We start from the raw sequence: 20,474 nt of genomic DNA on the forward strand, positions 1-20,474 counted from the left end.
AACAAAAATGACCTATCGGTAACTTTCAGGCCAGCTCACTACCCAATCAGCTTCGGCAACCACGTCGCAATCGCCGGAATCCAGAACACGGCAGCCAGCAAGATCAAACTCATCGCTACATAAGGCACCACCGCGATAAAGATGTGGCCCATGGTGACCGAAGGCGGCGCCACGCCGCGCATCGTCATCAAGAGCAAACCGTGCGGCGGCAGCAGCAGGCCCAGCTGCATGCAGATCAGGAACATCACGCCGAACCAGATCGGGTCAATCCCCAGCGCCTGCACGATGGGCATAAAGATGGGCAGCGTGATCATCATCATGCTGACCTGGTCGACAAAGATGCCCAGGAAAATCAGCATCAGCATCATGCCGACCACGATCATGTTGGTCGACAAACCCTGGCCGGTGATGTACTGCACCAGCCCGCTGCTGGCGCCCGAGAACGAGAGGATCTGCGCAAACGTCGTCGCGCCCAGGATGATGAACAAAATCATGCCCGAGATGCCCGCCGTGCCCTTCAGCGCCTTGAGCACCGCGTCCCACGTCAGTGCGCGGTAGCACAGCGCCAGCAGCATGGTGGCAAAAGCGCCCAGCGCCGCGCATTCAGTCGGCGTGGCCCAGCCGGCGGCCAGCGCGCCCACCACCACGCCAAAGATCGACAGCGTGGGCAACACGTAGCCAAAGAAGAGGCTCCAGCGCGCCCAGCCGGTGTGCTTCACCTCGTCGTCTTTGTCGGCCGGGGCCAGCTGCGGGCTGATGCTCACGCGCAGCACGATCCACAACACGAAGGCGATCGAGAGAATCACGCCTGGCAGCACGCCGCCAATCAGCAGCTTCGAAATCGAAATGCCCGAGAGCGAGCCCAGCAGCACCGTCAGCGCCGAGGGCGGGATCAGCATGTCGACCGCGCCGATCGCCATGATGGGGCCGGCCGCAATCGTCGGGTGGTAGCCGCGCGAAAGCATCACCGGCAGCATCAGCGAGCCCAGCATGGCGGTGGTGGCAATCGTCGAGCCCGAGATCGCCGAGAACACCGTGCCGGCGACCACCGCCACCACCGCCAGGCGGCCGGGCACGTGCTTGATCAGGCGCTCGACGCCCTCAATCACCTTGAGCGCCAGGCCTGTGTGAAACAGGATCTCGCCCATCAGCACAAAGAGCGGGATCGGCGTGAGCGAAAACGCGGTGACAGAGCTGACGCTGCTGCGCGCCAGCTGCATCAGCCCGGGCTCGCCACCCATATAGAGCCACGCACCGATGAGGTTGATGGTGATGAAGGTCAGTGCGACCGGCATGCCGATAAACAGCAGCACGGTGGAGCCGCCCAACATCAGCCAGGCGGCAATGCCCCAGCTGCTCATGCTGCGCTCACCGCGTCATGCCTGGGCCCGCGCACACCGCGCTGCAGCCGGACCATGCGAAAAATCATTTCAATCGCCAGTAAAACAAAGACAAAAGGCAAAGGCGCCAACGCCCACCACTCCGGCGTGACCAGCGTTTTGATATTGACGGCGCCCGACACGTAGCTGGACCACGCCGCCTGCGCGCCAAACCAGGCAATCGCCACGCAGCAGGCAAAGCCGATCAGGTCGCCAATCCATTCGAGGTACCACGCCAGCTGCGGCGGTATCGCCTGCAGCATGATGTCGACGCGGATGTGCTGGCCCTGGCGCAGCAGCCAGGGTGCCACGCACATGGTGATGAGGTAGAGCATCAGCTCCGAGATCTCGTTGCTCCACGCCAGGCCTTGCGGCAGGCCGGGGATGGCCAGGTTGCGCAGGGCCACATCGGCCACGATGATGAACATCATGGCCAGCAGGATGGCGCAGCCCAGCAGCGACAGCGCTGCCAGGAAGCGGCCATAGGCGTTGGAGAGCCGGTCTGTCACGGCTTATTTGGAGAACAGGGCTTTAAAGCGCGGCGCGATCTCGGGGCTTTGCTTGATGGCGCCGGCCCAGCCCACGTCATAGGCCTTGTCGCGGAAGGCCTTCGAAGTGGCCGCATCAAACTTGATGGTCTGGATGCCGGCCTTTTCCTGGCGTGCGGTTTCCTCGGTGGTGTACTTGGCCCAGAAGGTGTTCTCCGCTTCGAGTGCGAGCAACTGCTTTTGCAGATAGTTGCGCTGCGCGTCGGTGAGCTTTTTGTACGCCGGCAGGTTCATGATGAGTGAGACCTCGGCGTCATAAAAGCCCGGGTCGATGCGGAACTTGGTTTTCTCGTGCCAGTTCAAGTCAAAGATGCCGCCGATCGGCCAGCCGTAGCCGTCGACCACGCCACGCTCAAGTGCGGTGTAGACCTCACCCGGCGGCGTGGTGATGACGTTGGCGTTCAGCGCCTGGAAGAAATCACGGTACACCGGCGTGATGCGGATCTTCTGGCCGGTCAGGTCGGGCTTGTCGACCTTCTTGTTGGTGTAGATGTGAAAGGGCTGGTTCTCGACCATGCGGGCGAGGTATTGCATGTTGCCCTTCTCGTTCCAGACCTTGTTGATCGCGTCGAAGGCGCCGTTCTTGCGCTGCTCGGCCACGGGGATCTGCGTGAGCTTGAGGAAGTCGGCCTCGGGCATGACATTGGTGTAAAACGCGCCGGTGTTCAGCGCCATGTCGACCACGCCGGTTTTCACCGCATTGCCGGCCTCAAACGTCGGGATGGCTTTGGGCCCGCCCAGGAAGTTGATTTGCAGCACGCCCTTGCCTTCAGCGTTGACCTTGGTGATCCACGGCTGCAGGCGCTGCACGTAAATGCCGTTCTCGGCAAACGCACTGACGAGGCGCAGCGTGACCTCCTGCGCCAGCGCGCCGGCGGAAAATCCGGCAGCGATCAGCAGGGCCACCGTGGGCTTGAGGGCTTTCGAAAAAGGGGTCTTCATGGTCTTGTCTCCTGTTCCTGGTTTGAAATCGATGATGGGTTCGGTAGGGGGTCTCGTCAATGCGGGTTCACGATGGTTTTCCCCCCGTTCGGGCTGAGTCCCCTCCGTTCGGGCTGAGCTTGTCGAAGCCTTCTGGCAAACGGGCGCAATCCTTCGACAAGCTCAGGGCGAAGGGGTAGGGGTATGGGCGTGAAAAAATTGTGCATGTTCACACCGTGGCCGCCAGCAGTTTGTCGAGCGCCTGCCCGCTGTCGTCAGCCAGCGCGGCAGCCACCAGCGCCTTGAGCTGCGCGGACCCTTGCGGCATGGCTTGCAGCTGCGGCAGTTTGGCCATGATCTTTTCGAAGTTGCCCCAGCCGCGTGCATGCGTGTCGCCATACCCTTTGACGAGCCGCTGCGCGCGCGCCACTTCGAGCGCCAGCGCGGCTTGTGTGGGCGCCAGCCGGACGATGCTGCCCAGCCAGTGGTTGATGCGCTGGTGTTCGATCTCAAAGCGCAGCGACTTGGGCCGCAAGGGCCGCATCGCGGCAATCGCGTACAGCAACAGGTAGCCGCGGATTGAGCTGGTCTGCACCACGCGGCCCTTGCGCGTGAAGGGCTCCACGCTGGCGCGCGCCCACGGCGTGGCCAGCAGCCAGCGGCCCATGCCGGCGGGCAGGGTGTCGGCGATTTCTTCGATGCGCGGGTGCAAAAACTCGTTGATGCCCAGGTGCTGGGTTTGGCTGAGTTTGACTTCGCCGCCCACGCGGTCAAAACGCGAGCGCCGGGTTTTGAGGTCGGCCACGCGCACCGTGTCTTCGTACGACATCCACAGCGCCAGGTGGCGCGCGGTTTCGTCCATCAGTTCCGCGGCGATGACAGCGTCAACGGGCAGGGCGCGGGCCAGCGGCTGCAGCAGGTCAAGGTAGCGCTGCGCATACGCCACATCCTGGTAGTCGGCCATGCGCAGGATGCCGGCGGTCAGCGTGGCGTGGTTGGCGGCCGCGAAGCTGGACTGGATGCGCATGCTGAGCGCGGCGAGTTTGGGGCCGACCGGTGGCACCGGGGTGGCGGGTGTGGCGACAACAAGCGGGGCCGCCGGCTTCATCGCCTGCACGGCCGCATCAAACCCGGCGGCAAAAGCCTTGAGGCTGGACTTCACGCCCACGCCGCCGCGCGATATCGTGTCTTCAAACTGCGCGCGGGTAAACGGCAGCCGGCCCGTAGCGGCCAGCGCGCCATACAGCGCGGGGCTGATCAGGCTGCCGGTGGTTTCGGCCAGCTGCGCAAAGTCGGCCGTGACGAATTGTTTGGCGGCGGCCTGGCCGCCGGCCAGCAGCTTCTCGGCGCTGACACGGCCGTCGCCCATGGCGGTGCGCTCGGTCATCGAATACACGCGGTGGGTGGAGGCGACAAAGGTGGTGCGGTCGGCGGTGACCAGGCCGCGCTGCAAGGCGCGGCCGGCTTCCATCAGTTCAGAAGCAATCACGACGTCTACGTCACCCGGGATGGGGCTGAGCGCCATCACCGGCATGCGGCCTGCGGGCGTGGCGGCTTCGGGAAACATCTCCAGGTAATACACGGTGGCGCCGGTGCGCTGCGCCACACCGGGCACGGAAGTGGTTTGTGCGTAGTAGCCGTTCTGCTCGGCCAGGTCGACGAGCCAGTCGGCCAGCACGCCGCCGCCCTCGCCGCCCATGGCCAGGATGGCAATCGTTATTCCATGTTTGGCTGAGGCCGGCTGCAGCGAAGCGGCGGGGGCTGCTTGTTCCAGAACGGCGCTCATGCGGCAATCCCCTCAAGCCGCCGCTCAATGCGGCTTTGCAGCCAGCCGATCACCTTGGTGCGCAGGCTGAGCTTGAAGCGGTCCCAGCCCGTCGGGTTGTTGATGATCTCGGCGCGGTAAAACGAGGGGCACAGCACGGCGGCATGCGCCACTTCACCGCACAGGCCGCAGCCCACGCAGCTGTCGATCACCGTCGCAATCGGGTCGCGCCGCAGCGGGTCGGGATTCGGCTTGATGGTGAGTGAGGGGCAACCCGATAGGCGTATGCAGGAGTGGTCGCCGGTGCAGGTGTCCGGGTCTATGCCGAAGCGCTCACGCACCACGCGCTCGCCGCCTTCAATGCGTTTCCTGATCTGCGGCTTGATGCGGCGCTGGCGATTGAGCTGGCATTCGCTTTGCGCGACGACGACCTTGGGGCCTTTTTCTTTGGTGGTGAGCGCTTCGCGCAGCACGTCGCGCATCTGCGTGAGGCTGTAGGTGTTGGTCACCGTCTTGGCCCAGGTCACGCCCACGCCGCGCACGGCTTTTTCAATCGGGTTGTTGGTACTGCGGATGGCGTTGACGGCGCGTGACGACAACACGTCTTGTCCGCCGGTGGCGGCCGAGTAACCGTTGTCGACGACCAGCAGCAGGTTGTCGGTCTGGTTGAAGACGGCATTGCCCACGCCGCTGGTCAGCCCGTTGTGCCAGAAGCCGCCGTCGCCCATCATGGCGATGGTGCGCTTTTGCGTCTCGGGCGTGTTGAAGGCCGACGCACCGGCCCAGCCCAGGCCATAGCCCATGGTGGTCGCGCCGATGTTGAAGGGCGGCAGCACTGAGAACAGATGGCAGCCGATGTCGCAGCTGATGTGGTGTTTGCCGAGCTCGCGCTCCAGCAGCTTCATCGCGGTGAAAATGGGGCGCTCGGGGCATCCGGTGCAAAACGAGGGCGGGCGGCCCTGCACTTCGTCGGCCGCGGCCTTGATGGCGAAGGCCTTGGGGTTGCCTTCCATCACGGCCAGGCTGGCGGACGCCTTCTGCGCGGAAGCCGGCAGCTCGCGGCCTTCCAGCAAGTGGGGCGCGTACATCTCGATAAAACGCGCCACGCCTTTGAGCACCACGCCGCCGGTGTATTCACCGGCCATGGGCAGTACGTCTTTGCCGTGCACTTTGGTCTGTACATCGGCTTTGCGCAGCAGGGAGTTCAGGCTCTGCTCGATGAAGTCGGGCTGGCCTTCTTCCACCAGCAGGATGCCGCGCTTGCCGACGCAAAAGCGCTTGAACTCGTCATCGATCAGCGGGTAGGTGATGTTGAGGACATAGAGCGGCACCTGCGACTGGCCAAAGGCATCGGCCAGGCCCAGCATCTCGAGCGAGCGCAGCACGCTGTTGTAAAGGCCGCCCTGCATGACGATGCCGAAATCCTGCGCGCCTTCGGCAAAAAATTCGTTGAACTCACGCTCCTGGATAAATTTGACAGCCGCGGGCCAGCGGTCGTTGATCTTCTCCAGCTCTTGCGCATAGCTGGCCGGCGGCAGCACCACGCGGCTGGTGTCGCGCTGCGGGTTTTCCATGGCGTCTTTGAGCGTGAAACTGGGGCGCTTGTTGGCCTTGGTGGCAAAGCGGCCGTGCACATGGCAGGCGCGTATGCGCAGCTCCAGCATCACCGGGGTGCGGCTGGCTTCTGAAAGCTCAAAACCCAGCTCCACCGCGCGCACGATGCTTTCCAGGTTGGGCCGCGGGTCGATCAGCCAGACCTGCGACTTCATGGCGAAGGCGTGTGAGCGCTCCTGCATGATGCTGGAGCCTTCGCCGTAGTCTTCACCCACGATGAGCATCGCGCCGCCGGTGACGCCGCCCGAGGCGAGGTTGGCCAGCGCGTCGGATGCCACATTGGTGCCGACGGTGGCTTTGAAGGTGACGGCGCCGCGCAGCGGGTAGTGCACCGAGGCCGCCAGTGTGGCCGTGGCGGTGGCTTCCGAGGCGCTGTGCTCAAAGTGCACGCCCAGTTCGGCCAGGATGTCGTTGGCGTCGGTCAGCACATCCATCAGGTGCGAAATCGGTGCGCCCTGGTAGCCGGCCACGTAGGACACGCCGGCCTGCAGCAGCGCCTTGGTCACGGCCAGGATGCCTTCGCCGCGAAACTCGTCGCCCTCGCCCAGGCGCAGTTTTTCGACTTCTTGCGTAAAGGAGCGCTCAGCCATGGCGCTTGCCTTTGCCGGAATGCGGTGCAGGTGTCATCGTGTTGTCTCTCGTTCGGGCCGCATCCTGGGTGGGCGGCGCCTCGTTATTCAGGCAATTTACGCAGGCCCAGGGCATACGGCAAATGGATTTTTCTGATGAGGCACATCCATTTGGTGAATAATTGGTAGCAACCCTGATGAAGACAAACGCATGAACTTCCGCCAGCTCGACCTGAACCTTCTGCGCGTGCTCGCGGCCATCCACCGCACCGGCTCCGTCACGCTGGCCGGCAAGGCGCTGTCGCTGTCTCAGCCTGCCACCAGCAATGCGCTGTCACGCCTGCGCGACTACTTTGAAGACGAGCTTTTTGTGCGTGCGCCCTCCGGCCTCAAGCCCACGCGCCTGTGCGAGCAGCTGGCGCCCGCCGTGCTGGCGCAACTGTTGGCGCTGGAGACGGTGGTCACCGGGCACGAGGACTTTGAGCCCGCGCACAGCGACATGCACTGGCGGCTCTCGCTGTCGGACCTGGGCGAGATGCTGTTTCTCCCCGGCCTGGCCGGCGCGCTGCGCACCCAGGCGCCGGGCGCGCGGCTGTCCAATATCTCGGTGGCGGCCAATGACGTAGCGGCGGCGCTGGAGGCACGCGAGATCGACCTGGCCATCGGCATCCTGCAACCCAAGCACCGCGGCATACGCACCGAGCTGCTGTTCCGCGAGAACTACGTCGCCATGGCCGCGCCCGAGTGGCGCCCCGCTTCCGGCCGCAGCGGGCGCACGCTGACCAACCAGCAGCTCGCCGAGGCCTCATTTGTGGTGGCTTCACCGACCGCGACTTTTCACGGCAGCGTGGAGCAGATGCTGGTGCGGATGAAGCTGGAAGACCGCATCGTGCTGCGCGCGCGGCACTTTGGCGCCTTGCCCGATTTGGCGCTGACGACTGACCTGTTGTCCATCGTGCCCGAGATGTATGCCCGCAACCTCGGCCAGCGCTATGACTTTCGCGTGTGGGGCATTCCCGGCGCGCCGGCTTATGAGGTGCGGCTGGTCTGGCACAGCAGCACCGACAAGGACCCGGCGCACCAGTGGATGCGGGCGCTGGTGCACAAGCTGTTCAAGCGGCCGGTGCGGGCGGAGTGAGGCAAAACCCTTACAAATCAAATCGGCAAAAGCGCGCAGACAGGCACTATTGAATTCATGATCATCGCCACACGGGATAGTGTGAGTAAATCAACGGAGGACGACATGAAATCAACGAACAAACGTGGTGCAGGCCTGGCCGCAACGGCGGTGCTGACAGCTATTGCGGCGGGCGTGCTGGCCGGCTGCGGCAGCGGCGCGGGTGAGCAGGTCAACATCAAGCCGGCCTACATCGGCGTCATCACCACCGGCGTGTACGACGGCGGCAACGACGACCTGCTGACCGCGGGCCTCGGCAAGACCGGCCTGGCCGCACCAGCGCCGCAACCGGTGGACCCGCTGAACCCGAGCGCCGCCGAGCTGCGCCGCATCGCCATCTACAACAACTACCGCGCCATCCTTGATATCTCTCCCGGCGGCGGCTACGGCACGCTCTACGGCCCCAATGTGGATGCGCGCGGCAACGTCACCGCCAGCGAAGGCAAGATCGCCGGCACCGAATACATCGCTTACTCCGACGACGGCAGCGGCCGGCAGAACGTCACCATGATGGTCCAGGTGCCGGCGAGCTTTAACCCGGCCAGCCCGTGCATCGTCACCGGCACCTCCAGCGGCTCGCGCGGCATTTACGGCGCGATTGGCTCGTCGGGCGAATGGGGCCTGAAAAACGGCTGCGCCGTGGCCTATACCGACAAGGGCACCGGCAGCGGCATGCATGACCTGCAGAACAACACCGTGCATTTGCAAAACGGGCTGCGCGCCGATGCGGGCGCGGCCGGCAATGCCTCCAACTTCACCGCCAACCTCAGCCCGGCCGACCGCGCGGCCTTCAACGCCGCCTGGCCCAACCGATTTGCGGTCAAGCACGCGCATTCGCAGCAAAACTCTGAAAAAGACTGGGGCCGCTATACCTTGCAGTCGGTGGAGTTTGCCTACTTCATCCTCAACGAGCGTTATGGCCAGCCGTCACGCGACGGCGGCGCGCGCCTGCGGACGCTGAACCCGTCCAACACCATCGTGATTGCCTCCAGCGTCTCCAACGGCGCGGGCGCAGCGCTGGCCGCGGCTGAGCTGGATACGCAGGGCCTCATCAGCGGCGTGGCGGTCGGCGAGCCGCAGATCCAGCTCGTGCCCGATGCGCGGCTGAGCGTGCGGCGCGGCAACAGCGTGCTGGCCGGCACCGGCAAGCCGCTGTATGACTACACCACGCTGGCGAATTTGCTGCAGCCCTGTGCCGCACTGGCATCGCCCGCTACCAATGTCTTCAACACCATCAACCCGGCGATCGCCGCCAACCGCTGCGCCGTGCTCAAGGCCAACGGCATGGTCAACGGCAACACCACGGCCGAGCAGGCCGGCAGCGCCATGGCCACGCTGGTGCAGGCGGGTTGGCAGCCTGAGGGCAACGATTTGCAGGCTTCGCACTATTCATTCGCCACCCTGCCGGTGGCGCTGACGTATGCCAACGCTTACGGCCGCGCCGGTGTGCAGGACAACCTGTGCGGCTACAGCTTTGCCGCGACCGCCCCGGCTGCATCGCCCACACCCAATCTGGTGGTGCCTGCGCCTGCCGGCCCGATCGCCACGTCCTTCGGTACCGGCAACGGCGTGCCGCCGACGGCGGGCATCAACATCGTCAACAACGCGAGCGTGGGTGGCCCGATGCTGGATGCGGCTTCCATCTCGCCCGGCAACCTGCAGGACTACAACAGCCCCGGCGCGCTGTGCCTGCGCAATCTGGTCACCGGCACCACGCCCGACGCCCTGCGCGTGCGTGAGGGCATCCAGCAGGTGCTGCGCACCGCCAACCTGCAGGGCAAGCCCGCGCTGATCGTGCACGGCCGCTCCGACACATTGGTGCCGGTGGCGTTTACGTCGCGGCCCTACCTGGGCCTGAACAAGATGGTGGAAGGCCGCAGCAGCAAGCTCTCGTACATCGAAGTCACCAACGCGCAGCACTTTGATGCCTTCCTCGGCTTTCCGGGCTACAGCCACCGGCTGGTGCCGCTGCACCGCTACTTCGTGCAGGCCATGGACATGATGTATGCCCACCTGAAAACCGGCGCGCCGTTGCCTGACAGCCAGGTGGTGCGCACGGTGCCGCGCGGCCTGAACGGCACGGCGCCCAACCCGATCACGCTGACGAATGTGCCGCCCATCCAGGTGGTGCCGGCTGCGGCCAACCGCATCACCTACGGCAACAACGTGGTGACGATCGCGGACTAAATCGGCGAAGGCGCAGCGGGTGGCGCCGGCAGCAGCCGGTAGGCCCCCGCCCCGGCCGCCAGCAGCGCGGCGATGCACGCCAATACCGCCGTGAAGGGGTCCAGGCCCCGCTGCGCGGCCAAAGAGGCAACCAGGCCCGTGAGCCACTGCATGCCCGCCACACCCAGAAACATCGCCATCGTGAAGACCGCCATGGCGCGGCCCGTCAGCGCTGCCGGGTAGGCGGCGCGCACGTCGGCGTACTGCAGCACCAGGTAGCCTGAGAGCAAACCGATCACCACCGGCCCGGCCACGTCGATGATCGTGCTGTGGGTAAAGGCAAACGCGGCAAACAGCGCGGCCAGCAGCAGCGTCAGCCCGGTGATCCAGCGGCGGCGGTGCGCGGGGCCCGGGTCCAGCCGGCCGAAGAGCGGCGGGCCGAAGAGCGAAGCCACCGACATCACCAGCGCGACGTTGCCGCTTTGCACGAGGGAGAACTCATGCCGCTGCATCAGCATGGGCCCCAGCCACAGGCCGCGCAGCGAGATGAACGACGCATAGCCCACGGCCGACATGATCAGAATGCCCCAGCTGTAAGGCAGCGTGAGCAGCGCGCCGAATTTGCCAAAGGCCTCGCGCACCGATTCGCGTGGCGCCGATGTGGCTGCATGCTGCGCCGGCTCGTGCACAAAGATAAAGATCAGCATCCAGGCCAGCGCGGCCATCGCGCCCAGCACCCAGAAGCCCATGCGCCAGGAGGTGGCCTCGATCAGCCAGGCCAACGGTGTGCCGGTCAGCAGCATGCCCAGGCCGCCCAGGCCCAGCGTGAGGCCCGACACGGCGGCAAAGCGGCTGGTGGGAAAGTGACGCGCGATGAACACCGTGCACACCAGAAAGGCCGGCGCGCAGCCCATGCCGATCAACACCTGGCCCGCCACCAGCAGGCCGTAGTTGCCGGCCAGCGCCGACAGCGCAGAGCCGGCAATCGCCAGCGGAAACGCCGCCAGCACGGTGCGCCGCACGCCGTGCAAATCAATGCCGATGCCCATAAAGAGCTGCATCGCGCCAAACGGAAAATGAAACGCGCCGGCAAACAGGCCCAGGGCTTGTGCGGTGAGGTGAAAGTCAGCCTGCAGCGGCGCGGCCATGATGGCGGCCACGGTGCGAAACGACTGGCTGAGCGCGACGGCGGTCGCCAGCGCAAACAGCATGACCCAGATGGCGCGGGGGGTGTGGGGGTTGGGTGCAGAGGTGTGTGCGGATTCAGCCAAGAGGATTCCTGATGCGGTGCTGCCAGCCAGTTTAGGCCGTGACGGCCGCCCGTGAAGTCCCGCGTTGACAAATTACTTTAACCGTGAATAATTAAATCGCGAACTGTGCATGGCACAAATGCTGCAAGGGGATGGGTGTTATCACGGCAACCGGCAAAGTACCGGGCCGCCGCGATCAATGGCGTGACAGCCTGTTTCTTTGGAGCGACCGCATGACCGTGTTCAAGTCTTCCCTGGCAGCGCTGCTGCTGGCCGTTACTGCTTCTACATCTTTTATCGCTGCGCCCGCGCTGGCGCAAACCTATCCGTCCAAGCCGATCCGCATCGTCGTGCCCTACCCAGCCGGCGGCGGCATCGACGTGATCTCGCGCGTCATCGGCGAGCGCCTTGGCCGCAGCCTGGGTCAGCCGGTGTTGATCGACAACAAGCCCGGCGCCGGCACGCTTCTGGCGGCCGAGTTTGTGGCGCGCGCGCCGGCCGACGGCTACACGCTGATGGTCACCACCGACTCCACGCTCACCATCAACCAGCACCTCTACGCCAAGCTGCCCTACGACCCGGTAAAAGATTTCGCGCCCATCACGCAGCTGGTGCTGCTCAACCAGCTGCTGCTGGCCAACCCGGCCGTGCCCACCAACAACCTGAAAGAGCTGATCGCCTACGCCAAGGCCAACCCAGGCAAACTCAACTATGCGTCGTACGGCAGCGGCAGCCAGCCGCACCTGGCGATGGAAACGCTGAAAGCCCAGGCCGGCATCGACATCGTGCATGTGCCCTACAAAGGCATTCCGCAGGCCGTGCCCGCAGCGCTGGCCGGTGAGGTGCAGCTCACCTTCTCGGGCGCGGCCTCGTCGCAGGCGCACATCAGGGCGGGCAAGCTCAAGGCCCTGGCCGTGGGCGGCAAGACACGCATGGCCGCGCTGCCCGATGTGCCGACGTTCACCGAGTCGGGTTTTCCGGATGTGCCGTCCAACGCCTGGTTTGGCCTCTTTGCGCCCGCCGGCACGCCGCGCGACGTGATCATGAAGCTGCACGCCGAAGTCACGCGCATTTTGAAAGACCCGGAGTTTGTGCAAAAGGAAATCGTCGCCAAGTCGTATGACCTGGTGGCCAGCACGCCGGAAGAGTTCGCCGCCTTCCTGGTGGCCGACAGCGTGCGCAATGCGCGCGCGGTGAAGATCTCCGGCGCCAAGGTCGAATAGCTTGCCGGGCGACGCGAACACCGCCGCCGTCTGGCGCGGCTACAACCAGGCGGAACTCGACCGCCAGTACAACAGCCGCGGCACCGTACCTGACGTGACGGTTTACCTGCGTGAATACGCCGAGCGCAGCGCAGCCGCCAAGGCCTCGCTGGCCTGCATGGAAAACATCGCCTACGGGCTGGGCGACGACGACCGGCTCGATCTTTTCCCCGTGCCCGGCGCGCGCGGTGCGGCGCCGGTGCTGGTGTTTTTGCACGGTGGCGACTGGCGTGCGCTTTCCAAAGACGAGAGCGCTTTTGCCGCGCCCGCGTATGTCGGCGCCGGTGCGATGTTTGTCGCGCTCGACTTCACGCTGGTGCCCGAAGCGACCTTGCCGGAAATGGGCGCGCAGGTGCGCCGTGCGCTGCACTGGCTGTGGTTGAACGTGGCGCTGCACGGCGGCGACCCGTCGCGCATCCACATCGCTGGGCATTCATCAGGCGCCAACCTCGTCGGCCAGGTGCTGATGACGGATTGGCAACGTGAATTTGATGCGCCGGCAGACCTCGTCAAAAGCGCCTGTTTCATGAGCGGCCTCGGCGACCTCGAACCGGTGCGCCTGTCGTTCCGCAACGAAAAACTCAGCCTCACGCCTGAGACCGTCGCGGAGGTATCACTGCTGCGACGCGGCGCCGTGGTGCGCTGCCCCTTGCTGGTGGCCGTGGGTGGCAACGAGACTGAAGACTACCTGCGCCAAAGCCGCGAGGTGGCCAGGTGGTGGGCCGCGCGCGGCGAGCCGGCGCAGCTGATCGCGCCCGCCGGGCGGCATCACTTTGACACGGTGCTGGAATGGGCCGACCCGGCGAGCGAACTCTTCCAGGAGCAACTCGCGTTGATGGGTCTTGGCGCAGGGGCTGCGGCATGAACGCCGGCATAAAGGGCCCAGCCGTCTGGCTGGACATGGACCAGGCCGAGCTGGACGCCTCTTACAACCAGGCCGTGTACGCGCCCAATGTGGCCGAGGTGCTGCAGCGCTACGCCGATGGCAGCGAGGCTGCGCGCGCCGTGTTGGGCGAGCCGCTGCGCTTTGCGTATGGCGACAGCGCCGTTGAAGCCCTGGACGTCTACCCCACCCACAAGCCCGATGCGCCGGTTGCCATCTTCATCCACGGCGGGGCCTGGCGTTCAGGGCAGGCGCGTGACTACGGCTTTCCCGCAGCGCTGTTGGTGCAGGCCGGGGCGCACCTGGTGGTGCCCGACTTTGCGGCGGTGCAGGACGTGGACGGCAACCTGATGGCGATGGCCGATCAGGTCAGGCGCGCGGTGGCCTGGGTGCACGCGAATGCGGCGCGCTTTGGCGGCAACGCCGGGCGCATTCACGTGCTGGGGCATTCGTCGGGTGCGCACCTGGCGGGTGTGGTGCTGACGACCGATTGGGCGGGCGGCTACGGTTTGCCGGCCGATATCGTCAAGGGCGGCCTGTGCTGCAGCGGCATCTTTGACCTGAAGCCGCCGCGGCTTTCGGCGAGGAGCAGCTACGTGCGGTTTACCGACGAGATCGAAGAGGCGCTAAGCCCGCAGCGCCACCTGGCTCAACTGAAGGCGCCGCTCATCGTGGCCTACGGCACGCTGGAGACGCCGGAGTTCCAGCGCCAGTCACGCGACTTTGCCGCCGCAGTGGCCGCCGCCGGCAAGCCCGTGCAACTGCTGGTGGCCGGAGGGCGCAACCATTTTGAAATTGTTGAGAGCCTGGCGCACGCGGATGGCCTGCTGGGTGCGGCGGTGCTGGCGCAGATGGGGTTGAGGGATTGAATTCCGCCCTGGCTTTTCTGGCCAGGGTTTTAAGCAAAATCGGCCTCTAGCCCAATAAGCGCGTGGGCTAGCAGCTCCTAAAACAATAGCAAAGAAGAAGCCGCTCCGGGCACGCCAATTACTGCGTTGGCGGAATCTTCCCGTCCAGACTCTCCGCATGATCACGGCAAAACCGCACCAGCTTTTCCACGTCGTGCGATTTGTTGAAAACCTCGTCGGCGCCCAGTTCGCGGCAGCGCGACAAAATGTTCTCCTGGCTGTGGCTGGTCAGCACGATGACTTTCTGGCGGGGTGTGCGGTGCTGGCAATCCTTGAGCACGCCAAAACCCGTGCCTTCAGCGAGGAAGAGGTCGACGATCGCCAGGTCCCAGTCGCCCTCGTGCTGGCCCAGCCACTGGCGCGCGCCTGTCTCGGAATCGGCATGGCCGACGAAGCGCATGGGTGCGACTTCTTCCATGGCTTCCACCAAAGTTCTGCGTATGTCCGGCTTGTCCTCGACAAGAAACGTACTGATCACCATGTGATCCCCCGAAGTTAATTTTCCAAGTTAACCGCCGCCCCTGGCCTGACGTGTCGTCGGGCGTCAACGGGGGGCGTAGGCTCAATCCCACTTTAGGCCAGCGGGCCTGTACAAGCCGTAACGGGGGGTAACTCCGGGGAAAAATCCGCTAACCGGTCGTTATATGCAGATTAATGGTGGTGGCCGTGCTCGCCGTGGACGTGGCGGTGGGCGATCTCTTCCTCGGAGGCGGCGCGTACGGCAGTCACCTTCAGGGTAAAGCGCAAGGCCTTGCCGGCCAGCGGGTGGTTGCCGTCCAGCATGACGGTGTCGCCCTTGATCTTCATCACGTTGAAGATCACCTGGCGGCCGTCTTCGCCGCGGCCTTCAAGCTGGCCGCCGACCTTGACCCCGGGCGGGAACTGCGTGCGCGGGATGGTGCGCACCAGGCTCTCGTCGCGCAGGCCGAAGGCGTCCTGCGGCTCCAGCGCCAGCACGGTCTGGAAGCCCGGCTCCTGGCTGTCCAGCGCTTCCTCGATCTTGGGCAGGGTGTTGCCGTAGCCGCCGTGCAGGTAAACCATGGGCGCGCTGCTTTGCTCGACCAGCTTGCCCTGGGCGTCTGCCACCTTGTAGCTGAGGGTGACGGCGGTGTCTTTTGCGATTTTCATGTTGTGGTTCCGGGTGGCCCGGGGGTGCTTGAAAGCGCTGATTTTCGCCCAGCCGGGCCAAAGCTGCCCAGCCGGCCGGCGCGTGGCGGCATTGGCCCCTGTCAGCGTGGGGACTTCGGGGGTGCCCGCCGGCCTCGGTCAGCGGGATCCGTAGAATCATGCAACATGATAAGTTACATGAAATCAAAAGGCCGGCTTTCAGCCGTTTTGCATGCCCTGCTGCACATGGCGCACCGCCAGGGGCCGATGACATCCGACGAACTGGCGGCCTGCCTGCGCACCCACCCGGTGGTGGTGCGGCGCACCATGGCCGGCTTGCGCGAGGCGGGGTTTGTGGTGTCGGAGCGCGGCCACGGCGGCGGCTGGGTGCTGGCGCGGGACCTGGCGTCCGTCACGCTGCTCGATGTGCAGATGGCCGTGGGCTCCGAAGAAACGCCTGCGGACGGTGAGGGCCCGCAAGCCGGCGGCTGCGTCATCGAGCAGTCGGTGCAGCGCGCGCTGGCCGGCAGCCTGCGCGAAGCCGAGGCACTGCTGGCCAAACGCCTGGGTGAGGTCACGCTGGCCGATCTGTCGGCCGACTTCAACCGCGCTATGGCCGCGCATGCGGGCCACGCCGGTCACGCCGATCACGTTCTCTCACCGGAGGCTCACCATGCTGCATGACGCCATCATTGTGGGCGGCAGTTTTGCTGGCTTGTCGGCCGCGCTGCAACTGGCGCGCGCCCGAAGAAACGTGCTGGTGATCGATGCGGGCCTGCCGCGCAACCGCTTTGCGTCTGAATCGCACGGCGTGCTGGGCCATGACGGCAAACCGGGCCCGCAACTGCTGGCCGAAGCGCGGCAGCAATTGCTGGCTTACCCGACAGCCAAAGTGTTCAATGGCCGCGTGAGCCGCGTGCAATCGGGTGAGGCGGGTTTTGTCGTGGAGGCTGAAGACGGCTTGCGCTGGTTCACCGGCCGCCGCCTGCTGCTGGCCACCGGCGTGTCCGACGTGTTGCCCGAAATCCCCGGCCTGCGGGAGCGCTGGGGCCAAACGGTGATCCATTGCCCGTATTGCCACGGCTATGAAATCGGCGGCGGCGCGGTCGGCGTGCTGGGCACGGGGCCGATGTCCGTTCACCAGGCCATGATGTTTGCCGACTGGGGCGAGGTCACGCTGTTCACACAGGGTGTGGTCGAGGTGTCTGCCGAAGAGCAGGCGCAACTGGCCGCGCGTAAAGTGCGGGTGGAGGCCAGCCCCATCGCCGAACTGCAGGGCGCCGCGCCCGCGATGGACGGCGCGCTGCTGCAGGACGGCCGGCGCGTGGCGATCAAAGCGTTGCTGGTGGGCACGCAGGTGCGCATGGCCAGCCCGCTGGCCGAGGCGCTGGGCTGCGCGTTTGACGACTCGCCCTTTGGCCCCATCGTGCGCATCGACGCCTGGGGCACGACCAGCGTGGACGGCGTGTACGCTGCCGGCGACATGGCCCGCGTGCCGCACAGCATCACCTTTGCCACGGCCAGCGGCGTGGCGGCCGGCATCCGGCTGCATTCCTCGCTGATCACCGAAGACGCGCAGCGCGGGGAAACCGCGGCGGCGTAAGGCGGGAGAAGGCGGCATAGGGCGGCATAAAACGTCATAAAAGGGCCGGTCTGGTTAAAGTGGTTGAAAGAGGCGGGAAAGCCCTCAATTGCCTCTTTCAACCATCGACGCCAAGCCATGAACCCGCCAGACACCGCCACCATTGAACTGCTGCCCGTGGGCGGCGCCCCCCGCCAATTGTTTGTGCTGCTGCACGATGCCGGCGGCACGGCCACCGACATGCTGGAGCTGGGCAACCTGCTGGGCGGTGCTTTTGCCGAAGCCGCCGTGCTGATGCCGCAGGGCCTGACCGGCCCGCACGCCGATGCGGCAGGCGCCACCGCTGCCGGCCTGGACAATGCCGAGGCCCTGGCCGCCCGCGTGGAAGCCCTGGCCGCGTTTGTGCGCGCGCAGCAGCAGCGCTTTGACATCCTGCAGTCCGACACCGCGCTGGCCGGCTTCGGCGCGGGCGCCAGCCTGGCGCTGGCGCTGGCCGATGCCCACGACGGCCTGGCCGGCCGGCTGCTGGCCTTCGGCGGCGGCTACCAGATCTGGCCCGCCCGCGCGCCCGCGCTCACCACCCTGCATCTGCTGCACGGGCAAAACGACCCCGTCGTGCCGTTGGCGCGCACCCGCAGCGATTTTGAACACCTGATGCAGCTGGGGGCAGACGCCACCCTGGACGTCGCCGCCACGCTGGGCCATGAGCTTCATCCGGCGCTGATGGACCAGGCTGTGACTCGTTTGCAAACCTGTGTGCCGTTGCGGCACTGGAAAGCCGTTTAAACGAGCCCACCCCCTTTCAGGCTCACTGCGTGTAGCCTGCTCCCCCCTCAGGGGGCGGCGCCTGCGGCCCGGCAAAGCCGGTTCCGCGGCTGCCCGCTGGCATTCTTCTACTCTGCGTGGGGCACGGGTTTGGCATCATTTAGGCCTCTAGCCCAAGCGGGGCATGCACTTCTTGCTCCCAAATTAGTAGCAACGAGTTTTCTGGCGTGGCGCAGCCAGGCGGCCCTCTCGGGGATCTAACCAGTACAGGCCTGCAGCGCCTTGCCGGCAAGCTGCGGCTTGAGCGGCTCCAGCTTCGCCTTCAGCGCCGCATCCACCGCCGGCAGCTTGAGCAGCTGGCCGCGCACTTCGGGGCGCTCCAGCACCACCTTGGCGGTGCGCACGCCGCGTGTGGCGGCGCCGGCCAGCCCGCGTTCGGCTTCGGCCTGCGAGCCGTAATGGCCCAGTGACAGGCCGGGCCCCAGCGCAGGGTTGACGAGAGGCTCGAACGACACGCCCAGGCCGCGCAGTTCGCTGCGTTTTTTGGCCAGCGCGTCTTCGCTGTTGTACTTGCCCATGTAGACAATCCAGCGGCCCGGCTCGACGCTGCTTTCCAGCGACCAGCTGCCGATGGGCAGGCTGCTTTCGAGGCCGGCGCGCAGGGCGGTGGTTTGTTCGGGGGTGAAGAGGCCGGCCTGCAGGCACTCTGCCACCGGCGCCGGCGCGGGGGTGCTGGCCGTGCTGTCGAGCTGGCGCGCCTCGCTGGCCGTCAACAGGCGCATGGCCTCGGGGCGGATCTGCTGGGCCAGGCGCTGGGGCTCGGCCTGCACGGCGGGCGCAAAACCGTAGTCGGCCAGCAGGCCCTGGCGCCATGCAAAGTAGCCGCCGTTGGCCAGCAGCAGCACCAGCACCACCAGCCTCAGCATGGGCGGGTGCCTCCCGGGGCGGGCGCTGCGGAATCCGGAAGAGGCCGCACGCTGACTTCGGAGCTGGTGATTTCTTTCATGCCAGCCGCAGTATGCACCAGCAGCGCGCCGTTTTCGCCCGCGCCGTGCGCCGTGCCGGCGGTGCCGTCAGACAGCCGCACGGCCCGGCCCGCGAGCACGTCGCGCGCCGCAAAACGCGCCTGGAAAGGCGCAAAGCCGAACTGCGCAAACGCCTGCACCGCCTGCACCAGCGGCGGGATGACGCGCAGCAGCGCGGCCGGTGCGTCCAGCTCGGGCAGCAGATCCTGCAGGCTGCCGGGCGGGACGCCGGGCAGGGCCGATGCGGGCAGTGCCGCGTTCAATCCCGGATCAAGCGGCACCGCGCGGATGTTGATGCCGATGCCGATCACCACATAGCGCAGGCCTTCCCAACTGGCGGTTTCGACCAGGATGCCGGCCAGCTTGCGCTCGCCTTCGGGCGTGGACAACCACAGGTCGTTGGGCCATTTCAGGCCGATGCGGGGTTTGGCGCCGCTGCCCGCCAGCCGCGGCTCCAGGCTTTCGGCCACGCTGATGCCGGCCACCAGCGAGAGGCCCGACCAGTCCACGGGCGCCAGCGGCAGGCCGAGGGAGAACATCAGGCTGTCGCCGCGCCGGCTTTGCCACTGGCGGCCCAGCCGGCCGCGCCCGGCGGTCTGCTGCTCGGCCACCAGCAGCAGCGGCTCGGGGCGGGGCTCTACCGTGGGGCTACCGCGAAAGCGGCGCATCAGTTCGGTGTTGGTGGAGTCGATCTCGGGCAGCACCTCGACCGTAAAGCCCGGCAAGGAGGGCGCCACGGCCTCCCAGAGGGCCTCGGCAGGCCATCGGATGGGGTTGGTGGGGAGATTGGTCATGAAAGCTCAGGGCGCGGGGCCCGGCCGGTGGCCGGCGGGTGAAAGACCGGTCAGTCTTTCTTTTTCTTCTTGGGCTTCTTGTCAGCCTTCTTTTCCGCTTTTTTCCTGTCGGCCTTGGCCTCTGTTTTTTTCACGGACTTTTTGTCAGACTTTTTGGCCGATTTCTTCTTGCCCTTGCCCTTCTTGTCGTCGTCCTTGGGCGCCAGCAGCGTGCCGCGGCAGTTCTTGGCGCCGCACCAGCAGGGGTACTCGGCCAGCAGCTTCTTGGTGTAGGGCGCGTCGATGATCAGGCCGTAGTCGTAAAACAGTTCTTCACCGGCCTTGATGTTGCGCAGCGCCTTGATGAAGACGCGGCCTTCCACTTCGTCGGCTTCGCAGTTGGGCTTGCAGCTGTGGTTGATCCAGCGCGAGGAATTGCCGCCGTGCTTGGCATCGATCACGTGGTCTTCGTCGATGTGGAAGTAGAAGGTGTGGTTGGGGTCCTTCGGGTCGTGCGGGTGGCGGCGCAGCGCTTCCTTCCAGTTGATGATCTCGCCGACGTACTCGATCAGCGTCTCGCCTTCGGCGAGGTCCTGCACGGCGAACACGCCTTTGCCGTGCACGCCCGAGCGCCGCGTCTGGATGCGGCGGCCGTCGGCAGCAGGCGCTGGCTGGGAAGGAAGTGGCGCGGATGGCGCGAGGGTCGCAGAAGCCTGGTTTTTTGACACGACGTATTTTTTTGGTATGGTTAATTCATGCATGTGCGCGTGCGTGCGCATG

Annotated in this window: 19 protein-coding genes; 8 read left to right on the forward strand and 11 right to left on the reverse strand. The window is 65.8% G+C overall.

The genetic code is table 11. The features are described from left to right. Positions 1-38: 38 nt before the first annotated feature. From DT070_RS07385 to DT070_RS07405, 5 genes are all read right to left on the reverse strand, one after another. Complete coding sequence (locus DT070_RS07385; protein ID WP_122954803.1) at positions 39-1,361, reverse strand: TRAP transporter large permease subunit; 1,323 nt, start codon at positions 1,359-1,361, stop codon at positions 39-41. Then, on the reverse strand, positions 1,358-1,888 hold the full coding sequence (locus DT070_RS07390) for a TRAP transporter small permease (protein WP_122954804.1): 531 nt from the start codon (positions 1,886-1,888) through the stop codon (positions 1,358-1,360). Before DT070_RS07390 ends, DT070_RS07385 begins: the two co-directional genes overlap by 4 nt. Before the next feature lie 3 nt (positions 1,889-1,891). After that, entirely contained in the window at positions 1,892-2,869 is a 978-nt protein-coding gene (gene dctP / locus DT070_RS07395) for a TRAP transporter substrate-binding protein DctP (RefSeq protein WP_122954805.1), read from the reverse strand. Between the two features lie 208 nt (positions 2,870-3,077). After that, complete coding sequence (locus tag DT070_RS07400; RefSeq protein WP_122954806.1) at positions 3,078-4,634, reverse strand: indolepyruvate oxidoreductase subunit beta family protein; 1,557 nt, start codon at positions 4,632-4,634, stop codon at positions 3,078-3,080. Next, complete coding sequence (locus DT070_RS07405) at positions 4,631-6,817, reverse strand: indolepyruvate ferredoxin oxidoreductase subunit alpha (protein ID WP_122954807.1); 2,187 nt, start codon at positions 6,815-6,817, stop codon at positions 4,631-4,633. The genes DT070_RS07400 and DT070_RS07405 overlap by 4 nt, the downstream gene beginning before the upstream one ends. Before the next feature lie 190 nt (positions 6,818-7,007). Here DT070_RS07405 and DT070_RS07410 point away from each other — a divergent pair, with 190 nt between their 5' ends. Beyond that, complete coding sequence (locus DT070_RS07410) at positions 7,008-7,934, forward strand: LysR family transcriptional regulator (protein ID WP_122954808.1); 927 nt, start codon at positions 7,008-7,010, stop codon at positions 7,932-7,934. 105 nt (positions 7,935-8,039) lie between these two features. Beyond that, positions 8,040-10,160 carry a D-(-)-3-hydroxybutyrate oligomer hydrolase gene (locus DT070_RS07415; RefSeq protein WP_122954809.1) on the forward strand — a complete coding sequence of 707 codons (2,121 nt, stop codon included), beginning with the start codon at positions 8,040-8,042 and terminating at the stop codon, positions 10,158-10,160. Here DT070_RS07415 and DT070_RS07420 read toward each other — a convergent pair. Further along, the gene (locus DT070_RS07420; protein WP_122957308.1) at positions 10,157-11,350 is read right to left on the reverse strand and encodes an MFS transporter; all 1,194 of its coding nucleotides are present in this window, start codon (positions 11,348-11,350) and stop codon (positions 10,157-10,159) included. The two genes, DT070_RS07415 and DT070_RS07420, sit on opposite strands and share 4 nt — an antisense overlap. 272 nt (positions 11,351-11,622) lie before the next feature. Here DT070_RS07420 and DT070_RS07425 point away from each other — a divergent pair, with 272 nt between their 5' ends. The 3 genes from DT070_RS07425 to DT070_RS07435 are packed head-to-tail and all read left to right on the forward strand — an operon-like array spanning position 11,623 to position 14,403. Next, on the forward strand, positions 11,623-12,612 hold the full coding sequence (locus DT070_RS07425; RefSeq protein ID WP_122957309.1) for a tripartite tricarboxylate transporter substrate binding protein: 990 nt from the start codon (positions 11,623-11,625) through the stop codon (positions 12,610-12,612). 1 nt (position 12,613) lies between these two features. After that, positions 12,614-13,516: an alpha/beta hydrolase gene (locus tag DT070_RS07430; protein WP_122954810.1), complete on the forward strand. Its 903-nt coding sequence runs from the start codon at positions 12,614-12,616 to the stop codon at positions 13,514-13,516. Next, positions 13,513-14,403, forward strand: a complete 891-nt coding sequence (locus tag DT070_RS07435; protein ID WP_164483728.1) for an alpha/beta hydrolase — start codon at positions 13,513-13,515, stop codon at positions 14,401-14,403. Before DT070_RS07430 ends, DT070_RS07435 begins: the two co-directional genes overlap by 4 nt. Positions 14,404-14,521: 118 nt before the next feature. Here DT070_RS07435 and DT070_RS07440 read toward each other — a convergent pair whose 3' ends face one another. Together DT070_RS07440 and DT070_RS07445 are read right to left on the reverse strand one after the other, a co-directional pair. Next, positions 14,522-14,923, reverse strand: coding sequence for a response regulator (locus DT070_RS07440; RefSeq protein WP_122954812.1), 402 nt, complete (start codon positions 14,921-14,923; stop codon positions 14,522-14,524). A 170-nt stretch (positions 14,924-15,093) separates the two neighbouring features. Then, positions 15,094-15,570: a peptidylprolyl isomerase gene (locus DT070_RS07445; protein ID WP_122954813.1), complete on the reverse strand. Its 477-nt coding sequence runs from the start codon at positions 15,568-15,570 to the stop codon at positions 15,094-15,096. A gap of 177 nt (positions 15,571-15,747) precedes the next feature. Here DT070_RS07445 and DT070_RS07450 point away from each other — a divergent pair, with 177 nt between their 5' ends. The 3 genes from DT070_RS07450 to ypfH all read left to right on the forward strand — a co-directional run bounded on the left by DT070_RS07450 (position 15,748) and on the right by ypfH (position 17,917). Further along, positions 15,748-16,233: an Rrf2 family transcriptional regulator gene (locus tag DT070_RS07450; RefSeq protein WP_164483729.1), complete on the forward strand. Its 486-nt coding sequence runs from the start codon at positions 15,748-15,750 to the stop codon at positions 16,231-16,233. Beyond that, on the forward strand, positions 16,223-17,152 hold the full coding sequence (locus DT070_RS07455; RefSeq protein ID WP_122954815.1) for an NAD(P)/FAD-dependent oxidoreductase: 930 nt from the start codon (positions 16,223-16,225) through the stop codon (positions 17,150-17,152). The genes DT070_RS07450 and DT070_RS07455 overlap by 11 nt, the downstream gene beginning before the upstream one ends. 117 nt (positions 17,153-17,269) lie before the next feature. Continuing rightward, on the forward strand, positions 17,270-17,917 hold the full coding sequence (gene ypfH, locus DT070_RS07460) for an esterase (RefSeq protein WP_122954816.1): 648 nt from the start codon (positions 17,270-17,272) through the stop codon (positions 17,915-17,917). A 236-nt stretch (positions 17,918-18,153) separates the two neighbouring features. Here ypfH and DT070_RS07465 read toward each other — a convergent pair whose 3' ends face one another. From DT070_RS07465 to DT070_RS07475, 3 genes are read right to left on the reverse strand one after another with little or no spacing between them, the layout of a single operon-like run. Continuing rightward, positions 18,154-18,822: an SPOR domain-containing protein gene (locus tag DT070_RS07465; RefSeq protein WP_122954817.1), complete on the reverse strand. Its 669-nt coding sequence runs from the start codon at positions 18,820-18,822 to the stop codon at positions 18,154-18,156. Next, the gene (locus DT070_RS07470; protein ID WP_122954818.1) at positions 18,816-19,715 is read right to left on the reverse strand and encodes a biotin--[acetyl-CoA-carboxylase] ligase; all 900 of its coding nucleotides are present in this window, start codon (positions 19,713-19,715) and stop codon (positions 18,816-18,818) included. Before DT070_RS07470 ends, DT070_RS07465 begins: the two co-directional genes overlap by 7 nt. Before the next feature lie 50 nt (positions 19,716-19,765). Then, positions 19,766-20,455, reverse strand: a complete 690-nt coding sequence (locus tag DT070_RS07475; RefSeq protein WP_122957310.1) for an SET domain-containing protein — start codon at positions 20,453-20,455, stop codon at positions 19,766-19,768. Positions 20,456-20,474: the final 19 nt, after the last annotated feature.

The organism is Polaromonas sp. SP1, from assembly GCF_003711205.1.
Lineage (GTDB): Bacteria > Pseudomonadota > Gammaproteobacteria > Burkholderiales > Burkholderiaceae_C > Polaromonas.